Below are 22,222 nucleotides of genomic sequence, written 5' to 3'. Positions count from 1 at the left end.
TATAACCTATTTGCTTATAAAGCAGTACGTATTCTTTTTATAATTGGTGACTTAAAAGGCGATGAAATAGATGAGGCAAGGGTGGTGAGTAAAATCGAACTTAATAAACGGCAAGAGCAAATTTTGGAAATTGTTAAGGAAAACGGCCCGATTACTGGGGAGCAAATTGCTGACCAGCTTCATCTAACAAGAGCAACCCTACGACCAGACTTAGCGATTTTAACTATGGCTGGATATTTGGAAGCAAGACCTCGAGTTGGTTATTATTATACAGGCAAAACAGATACACAACGTTTAACAGATGAGTTAAAAAAGCTTCGGGTAAAGGATTTTCAATCCATCCCTATTGTTGTAAGTGTGAAAATTTCCGTTTACGATGCAATCTGCACCATGTTTTTAGAGGATGTTGGAACATTATTTGTTGTTGATGATCAATCTCATTTGGTTGGAGTCCTTTCACGAAAAGATTTATTACGTACAAGTATAGGGAAACAGGAGCTCACATCGATACCGGTAAATATTATTATGACTAGAATGCCGAATATAACAGTTTGCAGGCCAGATGATCTTATCTTAGATGTGGCCAAGGCGCTAATTGAAAAACAAATAGATGCTTTACCTGTTGTAAAAGACACTGATGAAGGTCTCGAAGTAATAGGGAGAATAACGAAGACAAATATGACAAAAATCCTGGTTGGTTTTGCGCAGGAATTTTAGCTAAGAAAAAGGAAATGGGGAAAAACGATGAGCTACCGTATGATTTATGTTGTATCAGATTCAGTTGGTGAAACTGCTGAGCTTGTTGTAAAAGCAGCTGCAAGTCAATTTAATGGTGTATCTGCAAACACAAAAATTAAACGTATTCCATATGTGGAGGATAAAGGTACCATAACTGAGGTTATTGCGTTAGCAAAAAAAGACAAAGCGATTGTTTGTTTTACTCTCGTTATTCCTGAATTAAGGGAGTTTTTAATCCAAGAGGCTTCAAAACAAGGGGTTATCTATTATGATATTATCGGCCCGTTAATTGATAAAATGGAAGCATCTTATGGTACTGCCGCTAAATATGAGCCTGGTCGAGTACGTAAACTTGATGATGATTACTTTAAAAAGGTTGAAGCAATAGAGTTTGCAGTTAAATATGATGATGGTCGTGACCCAAGAGGTATTTTAAAGGCTGATATTGTATTGATTGGCGTATCCAGAACATCCAAAACTCCTTTATCTCAATATCTTGCCCATAAACGCTTTAAAGTGGCCAATGTTCCAATTGTACCTGAAGTCGAACCTCCAGAGGAATTGTACAAAGTGTCGGCACAAAAATGCATCGGTTTGCGAATTAGTCCGGATAAGCTAAACAATATTCGCAGAGAACGTTTAAAATCATTAGGACTTAATGATGAAGCATTCTATGCCAATATTAACCGCATTAAAGAGGAATTAGAATACTTTGACAGTATTGTTGATAAGATTGGCTGCCAAGTAATTGATGTTTCAAATAAAGCAGTGGAGGAAACAGCTAATATTATCGCGAATTTTATGAACAAACAAAATGGATAACAGGTTATAAGCGATGAGGGTGGCTCCCTAGATAGTATGAACATCGATAACTAGAGCCAGCCTCTTCGTTTTTAAATGAAGAATACTTATACATTTGATCTGCGCTTTGACATCCAGCTCCGAGCACAGGACGTCGCGCTTTTGACTGCCAGCGCCTAGCCACTCTAGGGTCAAGCCAATTTAGAATTGAAGGCAAAGAACGCCTTCTATTCATGAGCGTCTTATTTGCCCTAGGCTGAGCAAGGCGCTTGCGCTTTTCTTAAAGTTTAAGAAAGTATAAAATTTTGTATTTAGTTTTAGTGTCTAGCTCTAGGCGCCATCGGCGAAGCACAGGACGTGCAAGTGCAGTTAATGCGACAGGACGTCGCGTTTTTAACTGCCTTTAGGACTAGTCAAATCGGAATTGAAGGTAAAGAACACCTTCTATTCCTATTCGCCTTATGCTTGTCGCCGAATGCTAAGCGCCTTGCGCTTTTCTTATAAAAAACAATAGATATTTAACTTTTTTTATATTATAATAAAAAATTGTGATAAAATATTTTTTTTAGGTTTAGAACTTGACATGTAGGAATAAACTATAAATTGTAAACTGTCAAGATTAAATGGTAAATATTTTTCGACAAAAGCTGTATTTGTGTTTGTCACAAATTTTTAGTTTTTAGCGAGTATTAAGAAGGATTCTGTCGGAGTGATGTAGAATAGAAATTCATGACGAAAAAACAATGAAAATTTACGTTGATGCCGATGCTTGCCCTGTAAAGCAGCAAATAATGGAGGTGGCTAATAAATACAATATAGAAGTCATTTTTGTTGCCTCCTACAATCATAACTCAGACAAAACATATGGCGGAAGCTGGGTCTTTGTTGATACAGGAAAGGAAGAGGCAGACTTATACATAGTCAACCATGTGCAAAAAAATGATCTTGTGATCACACAGGATATTGGATTGGCTGGTCTTTTACTTAGAAAGGACGTTCTTGTTGTTACTCCGAGAGGTAAGCAGTATACCGAAGAAAATATCGACACCGCTCTGCAGTTTCGCTATTTATCAGCAAAGGAAAGACGCAGCGGTAAGTATACAAAAGGTCCCAAAAAATTCACAGACGAAGACATCTTAAATTTTATCACAGCATTAGAAAAAAATTTGTCGAAAGATGCAGGAGATTTTATTTGAATCTCGAATAACATTAACACGGAGTTGTTACCATGGGAAATCGAATTCCCGAAGAATTAATCGAAAAAATACAACGAACTTCTGACATTGTTGATGTGATAAGTGAATATGTTCAATTGAAGAAACAAGGTCGTAACTATTTTGGGTTATGTCCATTCCATGGAGAAAAGTCTCCATCATTCTCTGTCTCCGCCGATAAGCAAATTTTTCATTGTTTTGGTTGTGGTGCAGGAGGAAATGTTTTTTCTTTTCTCATCCAGCATGAGGGGTATTCCTTTATAGAAGCAGCACAACATCTTGCAGATAAAGCGAATATTGAATTACCGGCAATTGCTCCAGAACAAGGAAGAACTGTTTCAAAAGATGCTGAAAAAATGATTGAAGCACACGAGCTGCTAAAGAAATTTTACCACCATTTATTAGTTAATACAAAAGAGGGGCAGCCTGCTTTAGATTACTTATTAAATCGTGGATTCACAAAAGAAATTATTGATTCGTTTGAGATCGGCTATGCACTTGATTCATGGGATTTTATATCAAAGTTTTTAGTGAAGCGGGGCTTTAATCCTTCCTTGATGGAGGAAGCGGGGCTATTAATAAAGAAAAACAATGCTGATGAATATTTTGATCGGTTTCGCAATCGAATCATGTTCCCAATAACAGATCATCACGGTATGACAATTGCCTTTTCCGGCAGAGTTCTCGGCGATGAGAAACCAAAATATTTAAACAGCCCTGAAACGAAAGTCTTTAACAAAAGTAAATTGCTTTATAATTTTCACCGTGCAAGAGTACATATTCGTAAAAATCAACAAGTCGTTCTTTTTGAAGGCTTTGCAGATGTTATTTCATCGACCCGGGCTGGCGTCGAACATGCTATAGCTACGATGGGAACCTCCCTTACTGAGGAGCAAGCAAAAATAATCCGTCGAAATGTATCAGAGGTTATCCTATGTTATGACTCAGATTCTGCCGGGATTGAAGCAACAATGAGGGCTTCAAAATTGCTGAAGGAGTTTGGTTGTCAAATAAAAGTAGCCATGATTCCGGATGGATTAGACCCTGATGACTACATCAAAAAGCAAGGACCAGAAAAATTCAAAAACGATGTAATAGGGGCAAGCGTACCGTTAATGACATTTAAGATGAATTATTACCGCAGAGGGAAAAATCTTCATAATGAAGGTGAGAGGCTGCAGTATATCGATCATGTCATTTTAGAACTTAGCAAGCTTGAAAGTGCAGTTGAAAAAGAAATTTATCTAAAACAACTCTCGAAAGAGTTTGATCTTTCGATGGAGGTTCTAAAAGACCAGCTCCATCAAAAGGAACAGCAAACAAAACCACAGCAGGCACCGCAGCAAAAGCGGACTGAACAGCAGTTTAAAAGAGCTCCTATTCAATCAAAAAGGCTGTTGCCCGCGTTTCACACTGCTGAGCGAATGTTAATCGGCCATATGCTAAGGAGCAAGGACATTGCAGAAAAGGTGCTCGAACGACTTGGTCTTCAATTTAATATTGAAGAACATAAAGCAATCGTTACTTATTTATATGGATATTATGAAGAGGGAAATGAAGAAAATGTAAGTGCCTTTCTTTCAAAGCTGCCAAGTCCAGAGCTCCAACATATTGTTTCCAACATTGCGATGATCTCATTAAACACTGATGTAAGTGAACAAGAACTATCAGATTATATAAAACAGGTGTTGAATCATCAAAAAATGTTAATGATAAAAGAAAAAGAAGCTGAAAAAAATGAAGCTGAAAGAAATAAGCAGTTTAAAGAAGCAGCTCAAATTGCAATGGAAATCATTCAATTAAAACAAGCGCTCAAGACATAGTTAATAAGCTAAAGATTAACGTTTATAGTGGATGTGTGTATAGTGTATCTACATAAACACATTCTTAATTTAAATAGGATTTTGCCGGTAAACAGTAATCCGATAGCTTATCTTAACATGTGATAAGTTTTGGAAGGAGGGGATCCAATGGCTGATAAACAAACCCATGAAACAGAAGTAACCTTTGAACAGGTGAAAGAACAATTAACTGAAATTGGGAAAAAACGTGGAGTTTTGACATATGAAGAAATAGCAGAACGCATGTCAAACTTTGAAATTGAATCAGACCAAATGGATGAGTATTATGAATTTCTTGGTGAACAAGGTGTTGAATTAATAGGAGAAGCTGGTGAAGGTGATGATGATCCGAATATTCAAGATCTTGCCAAAGAAGAAGAATTCGATCTAAATGATTTAAGTGTCCCGCCTGGAGTTAAAATAAACGACCCGGTAAGAATGTACTTAAAAGAAATCGGTCGTGTCGATCTCCTATCTGCAAATGAAGAGATTGATCTTGCTAAACGTATTGAAGAGGGCGACGAAGAAGCAAAAAGAAGGCTTGCCGAAGCTAACTTGCGTTTAGTTGTCAGTATTGCCAAACGATATGTCGGTCGAGGGATGTTATTTCTTGATCTTATACAAGAAGGTAATATGGGTTTAATGAAGGCCGTCGAAAAGTTTGACTATCAAAAAGGGTACAAATTTAGTACGTATGCAACTTGGTGGATTCGCCAAGCAATTACTCGTGCCATTGCCGATCAAGCACGTACGATCCGGATTCCTGTTCATATGGTTGAAACAATAAACAAGCTGATTAGGGTTCAACGTCAATTACTTCAAGACTTAGGTAGAGAACCGACTCCAGAAGAAATTGGGGAAGATATGGAATTAACCCCTGATAAAGTAAGAGAAATCTTAAAAATTGCACAAGAGCCTGTTTCGCTGGAAACACCAATTGGTGAAGAAGATGATTCACATTTAGGTGATTTTATTGAAGATCAGGACGCAACTTCACCATCTGAGCATGCAGCATATGAGCTTTTAAAAGAACAGCTGGAAGATGTGTTGGATACATTAACAGACCGTGAAGAAAATGTTTTGCGTCTCCGCTTCGGACTTGATGATGGCAGAACAAGAACGCTGGAAGAAGTTGGGAAAGTTTTCGGCGTTACGCGTGAACGTATTCGTCAAATTGAAGCGAAGGCACTTCGGAAATTGCGTCATCCTAGTCGCAGTAAACGTCTTAAAGACTTTCTTGAATAAAATGAGGCGGACATCACTTTGTCCGTCTTTTTATACTATCTTTTGTGTCTAGCTCCAGGCGCTCTAGGGTCTAGTCAAATAGAAATTGAAGGTAAAGAACACCTTCTATACCTATTCGCCTTATGCTTGTCGCCGAATGCTAAGCGCTTTGCGCTTTTCTAATGTATCGAACAATCGACTATGAAGGATAACCTATATGAATACAGAAAAAAGAGCGATTATCATTAATGAAATTTATCAATGGAGAAGCAATAAATTGCTTCCCGAAACATACTGCGATTTTTTGTTAGCGCTTTATACAGAAGGAAACCAAAAAGACAAAGAAAGTCAATCACATAAAAAGCGTAATCTGCCTATTTCTACTTATTGGGTTTTATATGGCTTATTGTTTTCTTTCTTTAGCTTAATGCTTCTTATTGTTTATTTTACTGAATTGCCTTTCGTTTTGCAAATGACCATAGTAGGTTTTTCTCTATTATTTTCAATTGCTGTTACCGCTTACTTTATCGGAAAAAGAGCATTTTTTCAAGTGCCATTGACCGTCTTGCTGATCCAATTATTAATCCTCTCACTTAATTTAACAGAGTTCTATACCTATGGAGATACTCGTTGGATTGGTGGAATGATTGTGGCAAATTGCTTGTTGTGGATTTTTATTGGGGCTGTGTATCGTTTGTTATATCTATTTATTAGCGGCATCAGTGGATTCTTAATCTTTGTGGCGAGTATTATATTTTGATAATATTAATAAGGCGAAATGTCAATGGATTTATGAAAAGAAATAAATCTCTTTTCGCAATTTTGTCTAAACTGTGAAAAACATGGGGATGTTAGAAGATAGGTCTTTTACTTATTGTAAAATTACAGTAAAATAGAGGTTGTTTACAAAAACAAGTACTTATAAATTTTATCCCGCAGTAACGGGCAGCAATCATTGAAAGCGTTAAATTAAAATTCTTATGTATGAACTGCCTGTAAAAGCTAGATAATTTAAACGACATTAGGTGGCAAAGCATGCCGGACTAATGAAGATTCACTTATTTACATAAGGGAGGTTACATGATGAATCGCAATCCACTTATACCATTTTTATTAATCGCCGTTTTAGGTATCGGCCTTATGTTCCTTTTATCATTTAAAGGTATTGGCGATCATGAAGAATTAGCAAAAGGTGATGAAGAGCCAAAAACAGATGATCTTGCAAACGCTAAACCTGAGGATATCTACCAACAAAGCTGTGTTTCCTGCCACGGTCAAAATTATGAAGGCGGAGCAGGTCCCGCGCTTACAGGTGTAGGGGAAAAGCTTAGTGCAGATGAAATTAAAGAAACCATTAAAAATGGTAGAGGAATCATGCCTGCTGGTCTAGTGCCAGATGAAAAGCTTGATGAAATGGCGGAATGGGTTTCTCAAATTAAATAACGGAACATTTGTTCTTGAATAGCTTTTTAAAATCTTGTGTATAAAAAAGTCCTTTGCATTTGTGAAGGACTTTTTTTATACTTAGTAGTGCTTATTAGAACGCAAAATACAAAAAAGTGGTGACAAAATGAATGAATTGAAGTTATCAAAAAGGCTTGAGACAGTTGCTGGCTACATTCCAAAAGGGGCCGTTTTTGCCGACATTGGCTCAGATCATGCCTATCTACCTTGTTACTCAATCTTAAAAGGCATTGCAAAAGGAGCAATTGCCGGAGAAATTACGGACGGACCTTTTTTATCTGCCAAAAGCCAAGTGCAGAAATGTGAATTAACAGATAAAATTTCTGTACGTCAAGGTGATGGTTTATCCGTTATTAATGAAGGGGATACCGTCGACTGCATTACGATTGCAGGGATGGGGGGGAGCCTAATAAAAAAAATATTAGAAGATGGCAGCTCGAAGTTAAATCAAGTGAAACGGCTTGTTTTACAACCGAATATCCATGCTATTTCCATTAGAAAATGGTTACTTGATAATGGTTGGGTGCTTATTAACGAAGAAATTATTGAGGAAGATCAAAAAATCTATGAAATACTAGTGGCCGAAATAGGTGACCCACTGCTTCCATATCAAACCTATTCACTAGAAGCGAACCTGCTGCTAGGTCCAATTTTAGCTAGAAAAAAATCTCCTGTGTTTGTGAAAAAATGGTCTCAAGAATACAACCATTGGAAAACAATCGTTCAAAAGCTTGAACAGGCAGGACATACATATGAAAATAACGAAAAGTTTAGAGAATTAACGAATAAAATGAAGCTTGTTGAGGAGGTATTGCTATTATGAGCAAAATTCCAAATGGTTATGAAGTGATTGAGCTGTTTGAGCAGTTCTCACCAAAATCATATGCAGTTGAAGGCGATAAAATTGGTCTTCAAATCGGCAATCTTAATAAGCAGGTCAACCAAGTAATGATTACATTGGATGTGATGGAATCAGTTATTGATGAGGCCGTCGAAAAGAAAGTTGATCTAATTATAGCCCATCATCCGCCAATTTTTCGTCCGATAAAGAAACTCACAACAGATAACACATATGGTCGAATGCTGGAAAAGTGTATTAAGCATGATATCGCTGTTTATGCTGCACATACAAACCTGGATGTTGCATATGGCGGTGTAAATGATATGCTAGCTGAAGCGCTAGCGTTATCTGATTTAGAGGTTCTTGTTCCTACATATGAAGATAAGTTAAAAAAACTAGTTGTGTTCGTACCAGAAGCTCATGAAAAGGAAATGAGAGATGCATTGGGAAATGCAGGTGCAGGTCATATTGGCAACTACAGTCATTGTTCCTTTTCGACGAGTGGGGAAGGCAGCTTTCTTCCGCTAAATGGGGCAGAACCATTTATAGGAGAAAAAGGACAACTCGAATTTGTAAAAGAAGCGAGAATCGAAACAATTTTCCCTGAGTCAATCCAAAAAAAGGTCGTCCAAACAATGCTTAAAACCCATCCATATGAAGAGGTTGCCTATGATTTTTACCCATTAGAACAACCTGGTACCACCTTAGGTCTGGGAAGAATTGGAAAGTTGAATGCGGAGTTGAGCCTTCAAGAATTTGCCGAGCATGTTAAAACATCGCTTCAAGTTGAACATGTTAGAATGGTAGGAAACCCAAGCTCAAGAGTAAAAAAGGTTGCGGTTTTAGGTGGTGACGGGAATAAATATATTCAGCAAGCAAAATTTAAAGGTGCTGATGTCTATGTTACTGGCGATTTATATTTCCATGTTGCTCAGGACGCCTTAATGATGAATTTAAATGTGATCGACCCTGGTCATCATGTTGAGAAGGTAATGATCAAAGGAGTCTCTGCAAAATTAGGAGATATGTGTAAAGAAAAAAAATATGAGGTACAAGTATTTGGATCAAAGGTTAATACAGATCCATTTACATTTGTTTAAAAAATGGGCTGTCACTCAGCCCATTTTTTAATCGATAAGAAGTATAACTTTTTGTATAAACTTTTTACGTCTAGCTCAAGCGCCTAGCCCCTAGGCTAAGCAAGGCGCTTGCGCTTTTCTTTTATTTAACTTTAACTTTAGGAAGTATTTTCGCTAATGGAACTTGGTGATCCAAATTCCAGGTAGACTTGTCCTCAGGGTTGTATTGTTCAAGAAATTGTATGACTTTTTTTGTAATTGGCGTTGGTGTTGATGCACCTGCTGTAACCGCAACTTTTTTCACATCAATTAACCATTCAAGTTTTAGCTCACTTAAATCTGAAATACGGTATGCTTTTGTTCCTGCAATCTGTTCTGATACCTGAGCGAGACGATTTGAGTTATTGCTTTTCGGATCTCCTACTACAATGGTTAAATCTGCATCTTTTGCTTGCTCGGCAACAGCTTCTTGGCGTACTTGAGTGGCTAAGCAAATTTCGCGGTGAATCTCAACATGCGGGAATTTATCTTTAACCTTCTCCATAATATCAGCAACATCCCATTGACTCATTGTCGTTTGGTTTGTCACGATAATTTTCTCATTGTCAATTTCTAATTGCTCAACATCCTGAGTGGTCTCAACTAAATGAACAGCATGTGGTGCAACACCAACTGCACCCTCAGGCTCAGGATGTCCTTTCTTTCCAATATAGATGACATGATAGCCTTGTGCCTCTTTTTCACGAATAAGCTCATGTGTTTTTGTCACATCTGGGCAGGTTGCATCAATTGTCACAAGCCCTTTTTCTTTTGCAATCTTTCTTACTTCAGGTGAAACTCCATGTGCGGTAAATACAATGGTTCCTTGATCAACCTTCTCCAGGATTTCTAAGCGATTTTTACCATCAAGCGTGATAATTCCTTCTTCTTCAAAGGCATCTGTCACATGTTTATTATGAACAATCATACCTAAAATGTAGATTGGTCTTGGTAAGGATTTATCTAATGCAGCATTTTTGGCAATCACCATTGCGTCTACTACGCCGTAGCAATAACCACGTGGAGCGATTTTAATTACGTCCATTATTTTGCCTCCTTAAGAGATCAAAAAAGGTTAAACGGAGTATTAGTCCGTGGGCTTCGTCCCTTTTTCCTACTTAAAAAAGCCGAAAATCCGGCTTTTATACTCTTATAATCTCTTAATATTATAACGAACATTTGATAAGATTACAAAGAAGAAAATTAGATATACATTTTCGGCTTGGAACGTTTTGAAGCAGATGGAAGGCTCTTAGCTTCATTAGCAGGCTTTTCTTCTGCTGTGTCAGTCTCTGTATTTTGTGAGGTTGTGCGTTTTTTCTTCTGTCTTTGTTTTTCCTTTTCTAAATTTGACGATGGAGTTTCTATAGAGTCAGATTCTGTCTTTTCCAAAGTATTATCGTCTTCATTTTGAACATCATCGGTGGCGTCACTATTTTTTAATTCACGATATATTTTGATCATTGCCGGTAAATTTTTTACTAATGGACCGTATTGCTGAACCATTGGAGTAACCTGTTGGGCCACGCCTAAAGCCTTTTGGACATTGCCAAGCATTTTTGAGATATTAGCAGGGTTTGCTAACCCTTGAATAGCACCTGTAGCCCTTGTAGCCCCTGACGCACCTTGAATAAAACTTTGAGGGTTTGCAACACGAGCTGCCCCTTGACTTCCAGGCATGATGCGGGAAAGTAAACCTTTTAATCCTCCGCCTCTAGCCTGCATTTGAGGAGTAAATGGTCTATTGCCCATGACAGGTCCTTGAAAAGGGTGGCGTCCTATCGGCATCCGGCCTTGCTGTGGAAAAAAACCTCTTGAATTCATTGGAGGCATTGGTCTTTGTGGAAACATATAAATCCTCCTTCCTTAGTTTGTTGCCCTATCAATAGTTTATGCATTAAGGAAGAGAATGGTTTCTCAACATTTACCTTTGCATAATCCATTTTAAAAACTTTTAGCGTTACAAAATTTGAGTTTTCCCATTTATTTGATATAATTTAATGATGGGCTGATAAAGAATGCATATATAAAGCTTTATCAAAAAGGAGATGATATGTATGGAACAAACAAAATTTGAGCGATTTTTGTTTAAACCATTTATAATAGAAGCAATAACTAAGGAATTAAAATTTTTTGAACCAACAGAAATTCAAGAAAGATTAATTCCATCGATCTTAAAAGGTGAAAGTGCAATTGGACAATCACAAACTGGGACGGGTAAGACACATGCTTACTTATTACCTTTATTAAATATGATAGAACCTGAACGTAAAGAGGTTCAAGTTGTCATAACAGCACCGACAAGAGAGTTAGCGACACAAATCTATAATGAGGCTGTCAAAGTAATCACATTTTCAAAAGAAGCAATTTCTGCTAAATGTTTTATCGGTGGAACTGATAAGCAACGGGCAATCGAAAAGCTTAAAACACAACCGCATATTGTTGTAGGAACCCCTGGTAGAATTAACGACTTAGTGAGAGAGCATGCATTAAACGTCGGAAAAGTACAAACGTTGGTTGTCGATGAAGCGGATCTCATGCTTGATATGGGCTTCATTAAAGAAGTTGATATGGTAGCAGGTCAAATGCCTGAAGATTTGCAAATTCTTGTCTTTTCCGCAACGATTCCAGAAAAGCTAAAACCATTTCTAAAAAAATATTTAGAAAATCCGAAATTTACACATGTTGCACCAAAACAGGCAACCGCAGCAAAAATTGATCATGTTTTAGTACCAGTTAGGCACCGGGATCGAATAAAACTGGTACATGATATACTGGTTAATTTCAATCCCTTTTTAGCGATCGTCTTTACAAATACGAAAAAGGCTGCAGACGAAGTAGCTGATGCCTTGATTGAAAAAGGCTTAAAGATTGGCCGAATACACGGAGACTTGACTCCTCGTGATCGTAAAAAAATGATGAAGCAAATAAATGATCTCGAGTTTCAATATGTCGTTGCCACAGATTTAGCGGCACGAGGAATTGATATTAAAGGTGTTAGTCATGTTATTAACTATGAGCTTCCTACAACTGACTTGGATTTTTATATTCATCGTGTAGGTAGAACAGCGCGTGCCGGCAGTTCAGGTATTGCTGTTACGCTTTTTGAAGCTGCTGATGAAGATGCATTAAATAAATTGGAGAAGCTGGGTATTGAATTTATTAATCGTGACTTTGTTGGTGGAGAATGGAAGGATATTGATGACCGTAAACGACGACAAAAACGAAAAAAAACGGTTGATGAGGTTGATGCTCTGGCGAAAAGCATTGTCCAAAAGCCGAAAAAGGTTAAGCCTGGCTATAAAAAGAAAATGAGCCGGGAGATGGAACAAATTAAAAAGAGAAAAAGAAGATTATCAAGAAAAGTAAATAGGGGGAAGAAAGATGCTAAAAATAGGTTCACATGTATCGATGAGCGGTAAAAAAATGCTCTTAGCAGCGAGTGAGGAGGCTGTTTCATACGGAGCATCAACATTTATGATCTATACCGGTGCACCGCAAAACACTAGACGAAAGAAAATCGAGGATTTAAATATTGAAGCAGGCAATGCTCATATGAAAGAACATGGTATTGATGAAATCGTTGTTCATGCACCGTATATTATTAATATTGGAAATTCAACAAATCCCGCTACGTTTGAGCTTGGTGTAAACTTCCTTCGTTCAGAAATCGAGAGAACGCAGGCGATCGGTGCAAAACAGATTGTTCTTCACCCTGGTGCACATGTAGGAGCGGGTGCAGAGGCAGGCATTAAGAAAATTATTGAAGGCTTAAATGAAGTGCTTGAGCAAAATCAAGAAGTACAAATTGCATTAGAGACAATGGCTGGTAAAGGTTCTGAATGCGGCCGCTCCTTTGATGAGTTAGCTAAAATCATTGATGGAGTTACGCATAACCAGCATCTATCCATCTGCTTTGACACATGCCATACACATGATGCAGGGTATGATATTGTAGGTAACTTCGATGGAGTTTTGAATGAGTTTGACTCAATCATAGGATTAGATCGTTTAAAGGTTTTGCATATAAATGATAGTAAAAATCCAGCAGGTGCCGCAAAAGACCGCCACGAGAATATCGGCTTAGGTCATATCGGTTTTCAAGCATTGAATAATATAGTGCATCATCCGTCACTAACAGAGATCCCCAAAATCCTTGAAACACCGTTTGTAGGGGAAGATAAAAAATATAAAAAGCCTCCGTATAAATTCGAGATTAATATGTTCAAGGAACAGACCTTTGATGAAGGATTATTAGAAAAGATTATGAATCAGTAATCTGTAGAGTTTGAAGAAATAAAAGGCTGTCTCATTCAGTTCAGTCCCCTTTTAAGAAATGATTAAAATAGGATTCCATCTGGTTGGGTCCTATTTTGAGTTTAGGGGTCTTACATGGGACAGCCTTCTTACATTAAGTACTGTTAGTTCGTAAACTTTTGAAAAATTTGATTAACCTGTTGAGCGGTTTCTAGGGATGTTATCTTGGCGATTTTCGCCAGTAGTTTCTTTCTTTCATTCTGATTAAAAATATTAATATTTTGGCCATTCATGGCTTTTACAACCTCAGCGGCTTGGGCCCGACCAATGGAAATATTAAATTGTTTCGCATACTGCATAAGCTCCTCGACGGATATATTGTTAAGTTTTTGATTGATAATTTTTTGAAATAAGATCATTTTCAAACCTCCTCTAACACAATGTATGGAGGTATTGGTAAAATGTGCGATTTTTATCCCTTAATCCCTTTAATTTTAAACTTTACATGAAAGATATTATTCTGTATAATTTTTATGTTATAGAGGATCGTTGTTTTACTTTTTGTAAATCGTAACGATTCTTAAATTGAAAAGGGTGAAGAAGATCAATGAACCAGCCTATAATCGAAATAAACGATTTAAACTTCACATATGACAGGCAAAGAGTGTTAGAGAGCATTAATATGACAGTTGAACAAGGAAGTTTTGTTGGACTTGTTGGTCCAAATGGTTCTGGGAAAACAACATTATTAAAATGCTTGCTAGGCTTATTAAAACCTCAGCAAGGTGAAATAAAGTTATTCGGACAACCGATACAAAAATTCAAAAACTGGCATGAAATTGGCTTTGTCTCACAGAAAGCAAATAGCTTTAATACAGGGTTTCCTGCATCGGTTTTTGAAGTGGTTTCGAGTGGCTTAACATCAAAGTTAGGGTTATTTAAATTTATGGGCCCTAATGACCGCAAAAATGTAACAGATGCCATTGAAGCAGTAGGATTAGCTAAGTTTGCGAAGCGAAACATTGGTGAGCTTTCAGGAGGACAGCAACAGCGGGCATTTATTGCTCGAGCGATTGTCTCAAATCCTAAGCTTTTAATTTTGGATGAACCGACAGTAGGGGTCGATGCGAAAACCGTTCAAAATTTTTATGAAATGCTGACACATCTAAACAAGGATTTAGGAATTACCTTAATTTTAGTTACTCATGATATCGGTACAATTACAGATAAAGTGTCGCACGTGGCATGCATTAATAAACATCTGCATTTTCATGGTAACTCTAAAGAATTTGAATTATTGAAGGATGATGAGATGTCCGAGTTCTATGGACATTCATTACATGTGTTAACACATGATCACTCCCATTAATGGAGGATGTAAACAATGTTAAGCAGTCTTTTTACGTATGAGTTTTTACAAAATGCATTTTTATCTGGAATGCTAATTGGAATCATAGCGCCGCTTCTAGGGGTATTCGTCGTTGTGAGAAGGATGTCTCTTATTGCTGATGCCTTAAGTCATGTTACATTGGCTGGAATTGCTGCAAGCTTATTACTTGAAAAAAAAGTTGCTGCATTTGCAGGTCTTAACCCGATTTATTTAGGAATGGCTTTTTCGGTAACAGGTTCGCTTTTTATTGAGAAGCTCCGCACTGTTTATAAGCATTATCAGGAGCTTGCGATTCCTATTATTTTATCCAGCGGAGTAGGAATCAGTGTTATCTTTATCTCGATAGCGGATGGATTTAATACAGACTTATTAAGCTATTTATTTGGTAGTATAAGTGCTGTTAGCAGGACAGACCTATATGTTATTATTGCGATTACAATCATCGTGATAGCAATCGTTTTTATCTTATACAAAGAATTATTCTTGCTTTCATTTGATGAAGAACATGCAACGGCATCAGGTATTCATGCAAAGTGGATTCATTTTATGTTTATTCTGATTGTCGCTTTAGTGATAGCCGGGTCTATGAGGATTGTCGGAATATTGCTTGTTTCATCGTTAATGACATTACCTGTTGCTGCAAGCATTCGGATTGCAAAAGGCTTTAAGCAAACCATTTTCTTTTCTGTACTATTTGGTGAACTTTCTGTTATTATTGGATTATTCCTAGCTTATTATTTGGATTTAGCGCCAGGTGGAACCATTGTAATATTATCAGTACTCATTCTTATTTTTACTATTTTATGGACAAAATTTACAAAGGGGAAAGTTTCATGAATGTTCAAGAAGCTCTCGACTTATTAAAAGAAAAAGGCTATAAATATACGAGTAAAAGAGAGGAAATGCTGCAATTATTTGCTGATCACGACAAATACCTGACGGCAAAAGATGTCTTAGAATCCCTAAAGGACGATTATCCTGGACTTAGTTTTGATACCATTTATCGAAATTTATCATTGTTTGCTGAATTAGGCATTTTTGAAATGACTGAATTGTCAGGGGAGAAGCATTTCCGATTCACCTGCAATGCAAATCATCACCATCATCATTTTATTTGTTTACAATGCGGAAAAACTAAGGAAATCCCTGGGTGTCCTATGGGAAATTTAGAAGAAAATTTAGCCGGTTATGATATAAGCGGTCATAAGTTTGAAGTTTATGGAACATGTCCGCAATGCCACTAAACAAAAGGCTGTCTCAACCAAAGCATTTATGAGACAGCCTTTACTGCTATTTAGATTACTTTTGCTTCATACCATTGATTTACCCAGTCTCTCGCCTCAAGCCAATGATTTACCCGAACAACACCTTTAGGTACAGGGTCTTGATTATAAGGAGTATTAAACAAAATAACGGGGATTTGGTGCTCCTCACTTATCATACAAGCATTATCATGCTTGTCCTCAAAAAAGATCGAAATTTCATTTCGTTTCACCGCTTCAAGCTTATCATGACTTCCAATTAATTCAATATGATGATAAAATACGTCCATTTCTTTAAACCAATTGTACGTTACATCAAGCAAATGTTTTCTTCTGGCGCTAATGAATAAGAGCTGATGGCGATCCTTCCAATCGTCTAGTACATGTTTAGCATGTAAGGAAAGTGGAGCTTCTTTATATATAATAGGTTCAAATTCATCCATCCAATTCCAAAAATCTTCCTCAGTAATGTTTAAGACCTTTGTTAAATCATATTCCTTTAAATCATTGTATGTTAATTGTGTCTGAAATGATTTGTTTAAATATGGAATGAATGTTTTAGGGTCTGTAATGGTACCATCTATATCAATTCCAAGACGTAACATTTTCTGCCAACTCCTTCGCTGATTGCCTAATAGTAGTGTACCATAATGAAATTTTAACGGACAGAAAAGTTTTACAGTAATAGTTCAACCTTCAATGTCTATACTATAAATGCTCCTTTATTTTAGAAAGGAAGGGATCTAAAATGGCAGACGAAAATAAGTTCGATCGACAAGAACGAGATCGTTTAGACAACCCTAATTACAAGGGATTTACGCCACTAGATCAAGAAATTGACGATGACTATCAAACAGAAGCTGCGGCTGAAATAGCGGCGCCAGTAAATGTGGACAGAGACTATGCTGCAGATGAAAGAGTCGATGACCGCAATGAAGTAGTAGGCGAAGGCAGAGGAATGGGATATTTAGCTTTAGCACTTTCCATTATCTCGCTTTTTATCTTACCTGTTATTTTAGGAGCAGCAGGTATCATTGTTGGATTCATTGCCCGTAGAAGAGGAGCAAATGCATTAGGAGCATGGGCAATTGGTATTGGTGCTGTTTCCCTCGTTTTAGGAATATTTATTACACCATTTTTCTAAAACGACTAAAATATTGAGGTTGACTTAATGGCAATGACCCCTCAATAAACACAATTTTGTGTTTGAGGGGTCTGTCTCTTTATTTTTAGAATGGTTCTTATTTGTAAGGGAGGAAAAGAATATGAATGAAAAGAATGCAAATATAAAGATTCAAAAATTATTAGGGGATAATGGCCCTGATCCTGAGAGACAGGCTAATGATGCTGATTCAGCCAATTTTGCTATCAATAATCGTTTTTATGAAGAAAAAGAAGTGAAAGATGATATTGAAACCACTATATCTACCAGCAATAATATCGGTGCTGTTTTGCTCCCAGTGAATAATGATCGTCGTTAGTAAGGACTTTTTAGAGGAAATAAGAAAGGGTCAGTCCCCGAAACGTAGTAAGGAGGTCAGACCCTTTTTTATAAAGGTTAAGCTTTTAATTTTTCAGCTTCTTGCTTGGCAAAGTATTCTTCGGCAATTTTATCAATTTCTTTTTTTAGTTCCTCAACCATTGTTTCTTCAGGAACTTTACGTACTATTTCTCCTTTGCGGAAAAGAAGTCCCTCCCCACGGGCACCTGCAATCCCAATGTCAGCTTCACGGGCTTCACCAGGTCCGTTAACAGCACAACCTAATACAGCTACTTTAATTGGTGCTTTAATTTTTGAAATATATTCTTCCACTTCATTTGCAATACTGATTAAATCAATCTCAATACGGCCGCATGTTGGGCATGAAATTAAAGTTGCCGCATTTGCCGCTAAACCAAATGATTTTAATAGCTCACGGGCCACTTTAACCTCTTCAACAGGATCCGCACTTAATGAGACACGGAGTGTGTTTCCGATCCCTTTGTTTAAAATAACACCTAATCCTGCTGCACTTTTTACTGTGCCGGCAAAAAGGGTGCCTGACTCGGTAATCCCTAAATGAAGCGGGTAATCAAATGCCATTGCCGCTTTTTCATATGCTTCGATTGCCAGGTTAATATCGGAAGCCTTCATGGAAACGATAATATCGTGAAAATCCAAATCCTCTAAAATTTTAATGTGATGTAAGGCACTTTCCACCATGCCATCTGCTGTTGGATATCCGTATTTTTCAAGAATTCTCTTTTCAAGGGAACCGGCATTTACACCAATTCGAATTGGAATCTTTCGTTCTTTTGCCGCTTTTACAACAGCTTCAACCTTTTCTCTTCTCCCAATATTCCCCGGGTTAATTCTGATTTTATCTGCTCCGCCTTCAATCGCTTTTAACGCTAGCTTATAATCAAAATGAATATCCACAACAAGTGGGATATTGATTCTTTTTTTTATTTCAGCAATTGCATTTGCCGCACGTTCATCAGGACAGGCAACACGTACGATCTGACAGCCTGCTTCCTCTAAACGTTTGATTTCGGCAACTGTTGCTTCTACATCATGTGTTTTTGTTGTAGTCATACTTTGAATAACAACTTCATTATTTCCGCCAATTGTTAAATTCCCAACTTTAACTGGTCGGGTTTTAGTACGATGTATGATTTCACTCACGTGTAAATCGCTCCTTAAGTTAAGTTTAATGCAAAAACTTTATCATTATAATGATACTTGACTTTGGCTATTTATTCTACTAATTGACCTTCCATCCCTCATTTTACAGGGAGGGCATATAAATGACAAGGACCATCTACTGTTCATAATTTGGAAAACGGTACGTTTCACCTAGTAAAATCTCTTCTGCTTTTACATCTGAATTTAATACTTCAAAATCTTTGATGATCTTCTCAATTGAGGCAGGAAGTCCGTTATGATGTCTTTCAATAATAGTTAATACAGTGTCGCCTTGTTTTATTTCAACTTCAAAATAGGGAATAGAAGCTGACTCTTCTTTTATTTTTAACGCTTTTTCTGATTCTGGAGGATTTTTACTTATACTAAGAGCTGGTAAAGTACCAATTTGAAAATCGTAATACACGATATAACAAAGAAAAATAACTAATAAGAAGAGAAAAAGTCGCTTCATTTTTTGTCCTCCATACCTAGTTTAATATTAGAATAAAAATAATTACTCCATTTACTCTTATACATATGGCTTGTCCAAGTAAAATATTCCAGTAGTAGGAAATAAAAAGAAAAAAGATTGGTACTGAAAATGAATCAGGACTTTTCGACTAAAAAATAATAAAAGTTTACATGTAATTTACACTTTCTTAATATTTCCCTGCCATAATTTTAGAGGAATTGGAAATAGGGGTGCTAACATGCAAAAAGGTAAAAAGGTAATGAAACTAAAACAAATTCCACAGCTAAAACTTTTTATTGTTAAGCTAAAAGCAAAATGGAAAACGGCAGAACAAGCAATTTTTTCAAAAATAACCCTGCAAACGAGATTAATGATTTTGGTTCTATCGTTATTATTAACATCAATTAGCATTGTTGGTTTTACCTCTTATAGTAAGTCTAAAGACACAACAATGGAGATTATCGAAGAAAGACTATATAGAGAAGTAAACACCACCTCAGACATTGTTGAGAATCTTGCCTTTGCTTATATCGGTGATCAAGAGAAATTTTTGGAACGAGTGAATGAGGTGGTTGTACCAGGACAAGCTTCGGCATTAATTCAGGATGGATTGCCTGCGCAATTTTTTCTAGTTACTGAGCAGTCTACAGAACCAATGCAAATCAATAAAAATGCAAATATTTCTCTATCAAATCAGCTCGTTAGCGAAATCCGTGAAAAAGATCATGGTGTTTTATATAAAAAGATAGCTGGAATTGACTACACGATGGCATTTAAAGAAATTCAAGAATTAAAAGGTTTTTATCTTATTGTTGTTCCAACTGATAAATATATGGAGCCAGTTAATGATCTTGCAGCATTTATTGGAATCATCGTAATAATAAGTGTGATTCTTACAACCATTATGCTTTTCCTGCTTGTAAGAAGCTTAACAAAGCCTTTAACTATATTACGAAACACAATGAGTGAAATGAGAAATGGAGATTTATCAAATACGATAAAGCTAACAACAAACATTCCTGAAATACATTCCTTACATAATAGTTTTAACCAAATGGTGGATCAAATGAGAGAAATGATCTCACAAATTAATGGAACAACGACAGAGCTTTTTACAACAGGCAGCAATTTGAAAAAGGCATCAGAGGATGTCATGCAGCAAAACAGCCAATTAGTTGAGGCAATTAAGATTGTGAAACAAGGTGCAGCTCAAACAGCTGCAAGTTCTGACGAAAATGTTGTGACGTTTAAAGAAATGAAAAGAGAGATTAATCTAATATTACAAAATATGGAGTATGTTTTTAAAAGCGCAATCGAAATGAATCAATCAGCTGTCATAGGGGAAAGAAGCATCTCAGAAATGATACAGTCCATGTATGATGTGGCAGAAGATTTTTCAAATATGTCTGTTACAATCAAAGGGGTAAAGGACAATTCAGTCATTATTACACATGTAGTAAGAATCATCCAATCAATAGCAGAACAAACAAAGCTGCTTGCACTTAATGCAACGATTGAAGCTGCACGGGCCGGAGAAGCAGGCAAAGGCTTTGCTGTAGTTGCAAATGAGGTTCGCAAACTTGCAAATCAATCCTCAAAAGCAACAGAGGAGATAACTCAATCCATCAAAATGATGGAAGATATTTCAGATAAAGCGAATAATGAATTTGAAACAATAGTAAGTAAAATCCACTCACATTTACAGGTTGCTGGCCAATCAAAAAAAGCTTTTGATCTGTTAATGACTGAAATTTCAAACGTTAACCAAAAATTATCAGGAATGAAGGATCATTTGCATGAGCTTAATTTTACACTTCCAAAAATGGAACAATCCTCAGAGAGTTTTGTATCGATTTCGCAAGAGACCTTAGCAAGTGCAGAGCAAATCCTTACCTCATCAGAAGCGCAAATTACACAAATTAAACGTACACATGAAATGGGCCTAATCCTTACTAACTTATCAAAAACATTATCTGATTATACAAAGCAGTATATTATTAAATAAAAAACGCGGATCTACCGCGTTTTTTAAGCTGTTTTTAACGGTTTTTTAGTTGCCGGAACCTCTTTTATTACTAAGTATAGAACAATTAGATGTACAAACCAATTTAATAAAAATCCGCTTGGGACAATTACCTGTAAACTATCCATAATGAAGAAAAAGACAGTTGCGAGTGTTGTGGCGTATGCTGACAAGACCCAAACCTGTTTGAAATTCAATCTTCTTTGAAGGCTGTTTTTGAAGGCTAATCCAAAAAGCGCTAAAATTGTTACTTCAATAAATTTAATGAAAGAACTAAATAAGTAGATGCCAGCAATTAAAATTGAGATAAAGATGGGGAGTAGCTGGTTAAATTGCTTTGAAATTTCGATTAGGTCTTGTTTAGATAAAGACATATTCAATAGGCTGTATTCATATGATTGGGCCTGTCCATTTGCTGCAAAAACAAATCGATCGTGCAAAATACCGATTGCATTTTCCTTTGTTTTAATTTCTTCTTCTCCATATGTAGCAGTATCATCCAAAATAATAATAAAATCTTCTTTTTTAATTTCAACTGGTTTGTCTGCTTCAGCTGAAAGCTTGCCGTCCTCAATTGAAAAGGAAGGTAATTCATCTTTCAGCGTTTGATCAAACCCTTTTAACCCTTCTGTTAGTCCACTAGATAAATAATAGGCAGCAGGAATTGTACTTAGTATTGATAAAATAAATACATAAAGTATTGTTTTACCGATCCCTTGAAATCGAAAAGTGGAAATGATCTTTGGGGAGTATAGACTACTAAGCAGCTGTTTTAATACATTCATTAGAAATGACACATCCTTCTTCATTTTACGACTATATTTTATATTTCCATAGAAAAGAATACAAGAAAGAATGTTAGGAATGAAATGAAACGATTTATGTAAACGTTTTCTATTTCAGCTATAAATA

24 protein-coding genes are annotated in these 22,222 nt (G+C 36.6%); 17 read left to right on the top strand and 7 right to left on the bottom strand.

Annotated elements, in window-relative coordinates; genetic code table 11:
• Positions 1 to 84 precede the first annotated feature (84 nt).
• From Q1B07_RS05990 to Q1B07_RS05950, 9 genes are all read left to right on the top strand, one after another.
• Positions 85 to 717, top strand: a complete 633-nt coding sequence (locus Q1B07_RS05990; RefSeq protein WP_046590651.1) for a helix-turn-helix transcriptional regulator — start codon at positions 85 to 87, stop codon at positions 715 to 717.
• Between the two features lie 27 nt (positions 718 to 744).
• Positions 745 to 1,560, top strand: coding sequence for a pyruvate, water dikinase regulatory protein (locus Q1B07_RS05985; RefSeq protein WP_299087825.1), 816 nt, complete (start codon positions 745 to 747; stop codon positions 1,558 to 1,560).
• A 722-nt stretch (positions 1,561 to 2,282) separates the two neighbouring features.
• Positions 2,283 to 2,735, top strand: coding sequence for a YaiI/YqxD family protein (locus Q1B07_RS05980; RefSeq protein ID WP_299087828.1), 453 nt, complete (start codon positions 2,283 to 2,285; stop codon positions 2,733 to 2,735).
• Between the two features lie 32 nt (positions 2,736 to 2,767).
• Positions 2,768 to 4,576 (top strand): DNA primase, encoded by a 1,809-nt coding sequence (dnaG, locus tag Q1B07_RS05975; RefSeq protein ID WP_299087831.1) that lies wholly within the window; start codon positions 2,768 to 2,770, stop codon positions 4,574 to 4,576.
• A gap of 147 nt (positions 4,577 to 4,723) precedes the next feature.
• Entirely contained in the window at positions 4,724 to 5,839 is a 1,116-nt protein-coding gene (gene rpoD, locus Q1B07_RS05970) for an RNA polymerase sigma factor RpoD (RefSeq protein WP_299087833.1), read from the top strand.
• A 196-nt stretch (positions 5,840 to 6,035) separates the two neighbouring features.
• A complete protein-coding gene (locus Q1B07_RS05965) occupies positions 6,036 to 6,578 on the top strand; it encodes a hypothetical protein (protein ID WP_299087836.1) in 543 nt (180 codons plus the stop codon).
• 323 nt (positions 6,579 to 6,901) lie between these two features.
• Positions 6,902 to 7,261 carry a cytochrome c550 gene (gene cccA, locus Q1B07_RS05960; protein WP_299087839.1) on the top strand — a complete coding sequence of 120 codons (360 nt, stop codon included), beginning with the start codon at positions 6,902 to 6,904 and terminating at the stop codon, positions 7,259 to 7,261.
• Positions 7,262 to 7,388: 127 nt separating this feature from the next.
• The gene (locus tag Q1B07_RS05955; RefSeq protein ID WP_299087842.1) at positions 7,389 to 8,105 is read left to right on the top strand and encodes a tRNA (adenine(22)-N(1))-methyltransferase TrmK; all 717 of its coding nucleotides are present in this window, start codon (positions 7,389 to 7,391) and stop codon (positions 8,103 to 8,105) included.
• On the top strand, positions 8,102 to 9,223 hold the full coding sequence (locus tag Q1B07_RS05950; RefSeq protein ID WP_299087845.1) for a Nif3-like dinuclear metal center hexameric protein: 1,122 nt from the start codon (positions 8,102 to 8,104) through the stop codon (positions 9,221 to 9,223). Before Q1B07_RS05955 ends, Q1B07_RS05950 begins: the two co-directional genes overlap by 4 nt.
• A 121-nt stretch (positions 9,224 to 9,344) precedes the next feature.
• On the opposite strand, the gene Q1B07_RS05945 is transcribed toward Q1B07_RS05950, so the two are convergent.
• Positions 9,345 to 10,286, bottom strand: coding sequence for a 4-hydroxy-3-methylbut-2-enyl diphosphate reductase (locus tag Q1B07_RS05945; RefSeq protein WP_299087849.1), 942 nt, complete (start codon positions 10,284 to 10,286; stop codon positions 9,345 to 9,347).
• Positions 10,287 to 10,444: 158 nt separating this feature from the next.
• Positions 10,445 to 11,092, bottom strand: coding sequence for a VrrA/YqfQ family protein (gene vrrA / locus Q1B07_RS05940; RefSeq protein ID WP_299087852.1), 648 nt, complete (start codon positions 11,090 to 11,092; stop codon positions 10,445 to 10,447).
• A 206-nt stretch (positions 11,093 to 11,298) separates the two neighbouring features.
• Here vrrA and Q1B07_RS05935 point away from each other — a divergent pair, with 206 nt between their 5' ends.
• Together Q1B07_RS05935 and Q1B07_RS05930 are read left to right on the top strand one after the other, a co-directional pair.
• Positions 11,299 to 12,663, top strand: coding sequence for a DEAD/DEAH box helicase (locus Q1B07_RS05935; RefSeq protein ID WP_299087854.1), 1,365 nt, complete (start codon positions 11,299 to 11,301; stop codon positions 12,661 to 12,663).
• Positions 12,626 to 13,519, top strand: coding sequence for a deoxyribonuclease IV (locus Q1B07_RS05930; RefSeq protein WP_299087855.1), 894 nt, complete (start codon positions 12,626 to 12,628; stop codon positions 13,517 to 13,519). The genes Q1B07_RS05935 and Q1B07_RS05930 overlap by 38 nt, the downstream gene beginning before the upstream one ends.
• Positions 13,520 to 13,662: 143 nt before the next feature.
• On the opposite strand, the gene Q1B07_RS05925 is transcribed toward Q1B07_RS05930, so the two are convergent.
• Positions 13,663 to 13,917, bottom strand: a complete 255-nt coding sequence (locus Q1B07_RS05925; RefSeq protein ID WP_299087857.1) for a DUF2624 domain-containing protein — start codon at positions 13,915 to 13,917, stop codon at positions 13,663 to 13,665.
• A 188-nt stretch (positions 13,918 to 14,105) separates the two neighbouring features.
• Here Q1B07_RS05925 and Q1B07_RS05920 point away from each other — a divergent pair, with 188 nt between their 5' ends.
• Genes Q1B07_RS05920 through Q1B07_RS05910 form a run of 3 tightly spaced genes read left to right on the top strand, consistent with a single transcriptional unit; the run spans position 14,106 to position 16,132 of the window.
• Entirely contained in the window at positions 14,106 to 14,867 is a 762-nt protein-coding gene (locus tag Q1B07_RS05920) for a metal ABC transporter ATP-binding protein (protein ID WP_299087859.1), read from the top strand.
• Between the two features lie 15 nt (positions 14,868 to 14,882).
• Positions 14,883 to 15,725 (top strand): metal ABC transporter permease, encoded by an 843-nt coding sequence (locus Q1B07_RS05915; protein WP_299087861.1) that lies wholly within the window; start codon positions 14,883 to 14,885, stop codon positions 15,723 to 15,725.
• Complete coding sequence (locus tag Q1B07_RS05910; protein WP_299087863.1) at positions 15,722 to 16,132, top strand: Fur family transcriptional regulator; 411 nt, start codon at positions 15,722 to 15,724, stop codon at positions 16,130 to 16,132. The genes Q1B07_RS05915 and Q1B07_RS05910 overlap by 4 nt, the downstream gene beginning before the upstream one ends.
• A gap of 50 nt (positions 16,133 to 16,182) precedes the next feature.
• Here Q1B07_RS05910 and Q1B07_RS05905 read toward each other — a convergent pair whose 3' ends face one another.
• On the bottom strand, positions 16,183 to 16,755 hold the full coding sequence (locus Q1B07_RS05905; protein WP_299087865.1) for a hypothetical protein: 573 nt from the start codon (positions 16,753 to 16,755) through the stop codon (positions 16,183 to 16,185).
• A gap of 143 nt (positions 16,756 to 16,898) precedes the next feature.
• On the opposite strand from Q1B07_RS05905, the gene Q1B07_RS05900 reads away from it, so the two are divergent.
• Both Q1B07_RS05900 and Q1B07_RS05895 read left to right on the top strand, forming a co-directional pair.
• Complete coding sequence (locus Q1B07_RS05900) at positions 16,899 to 17,294, top strand: DUF308 domain-containing protein (protein ID WP_299087867.1); 396 nt, start codon at positions 16,899 to 16,901, stop codon at positions 17,292 to 17,294.
• Between the two features lie 121 nt (positions 17,295 to 17,415).
• Complete coding sequence (locus tag Q1B07_RS05895) at positions 17,416 to 17,631, top strand: hypothetical protein (protein ID WP_299087869.1); 216 nt, start codon at positions 17,416 to 17,418, stop codon at positions 17,629 to 17,631.
• A 77-nt stretch (positions 17,632 to 17,708) separates the two neighbouring features.
• On the opposite strand, the gene ispG is transcribed toward Q1B07_RS05895, so the two are convergent.
• Together ispG and Q1B07_RS05885 are read right to left on the bottom strand one after the other, a co-directional pair.
• A complete protein-coding gene (gene ispG, locus Q1B07_RS05890) occupies positions 17,709 to 18,806 on the bottom strand; it encodes a flavodoxin-dependent (E)-4-hydroxy-3-methylbut-2-enyl-diphosphate synthase (RefSeq protein WP_299088079.1) in 1,098 nt (365 codons plus the stop codon).
• Between the two features lie 145 nt (positions 18,807 to 18,951).
• The gene (locus Q1B07_RS05885; protein ID WP_299087871.1) at positions 18,952 to 19,287 is read right to left on the bottom strand and encodes a hypothetical protein; all 336 of its coding nucleotides are present in this window, start codon (positions 19,285 to 19,287) and stop codon (positions 18,952 to 18,954) included.
• A gap of 238 nt (positions 19,288 to 19,525) precedes the next feature.
• On the opposite strand from Q1B07_RS05885, the gene Q1B07_RS05880 reads away from it, so the two are divergent.
• Positions 19,526 to 21,292, top strand: coding sequence for a methyl-accepting chemotaxis protein (locus tag Q1B07_RS05880; RefSeq protein ID WP_299087873.1), 1,767 nt, complete (start codon positions 19,526 to 19,528; stop codon positions 21,290 to 21,292).
• A gap of 23 nt (positions 21,293 to 21,315) precedes the next feature.
• On the opposite strand, the gene Q1B07_RS05875 is transcribed toward Q1B07_RS05880, so the two are convergent.
• Positions 21,316 to 22,095: a DUF1189 domain-containing protein gene (locus Q1B07_RS05875; RefSeq protein WP_299087875.1), complete on the bottom strand. Its 780-nt coding sequence runs from the start codon at positions 22,093 to 22,095 to the stop codon at positions 21,316 to 21,318.
• Positions 22,096 to 22,222: the final 127 nt, after the last annotated feature.

This window comes from uncultured Metabacillus sp. (assembly GCF_947503125.1).
In the GTDB taxonomy this organism is placed as follows: Bacteria; Bacillota; Bacilli; order Bacillales; family Bacillaceae; genus Metabacillus.
This window is presented reverse-complemented; position numbering and strand designations above follow the sequence as displayed.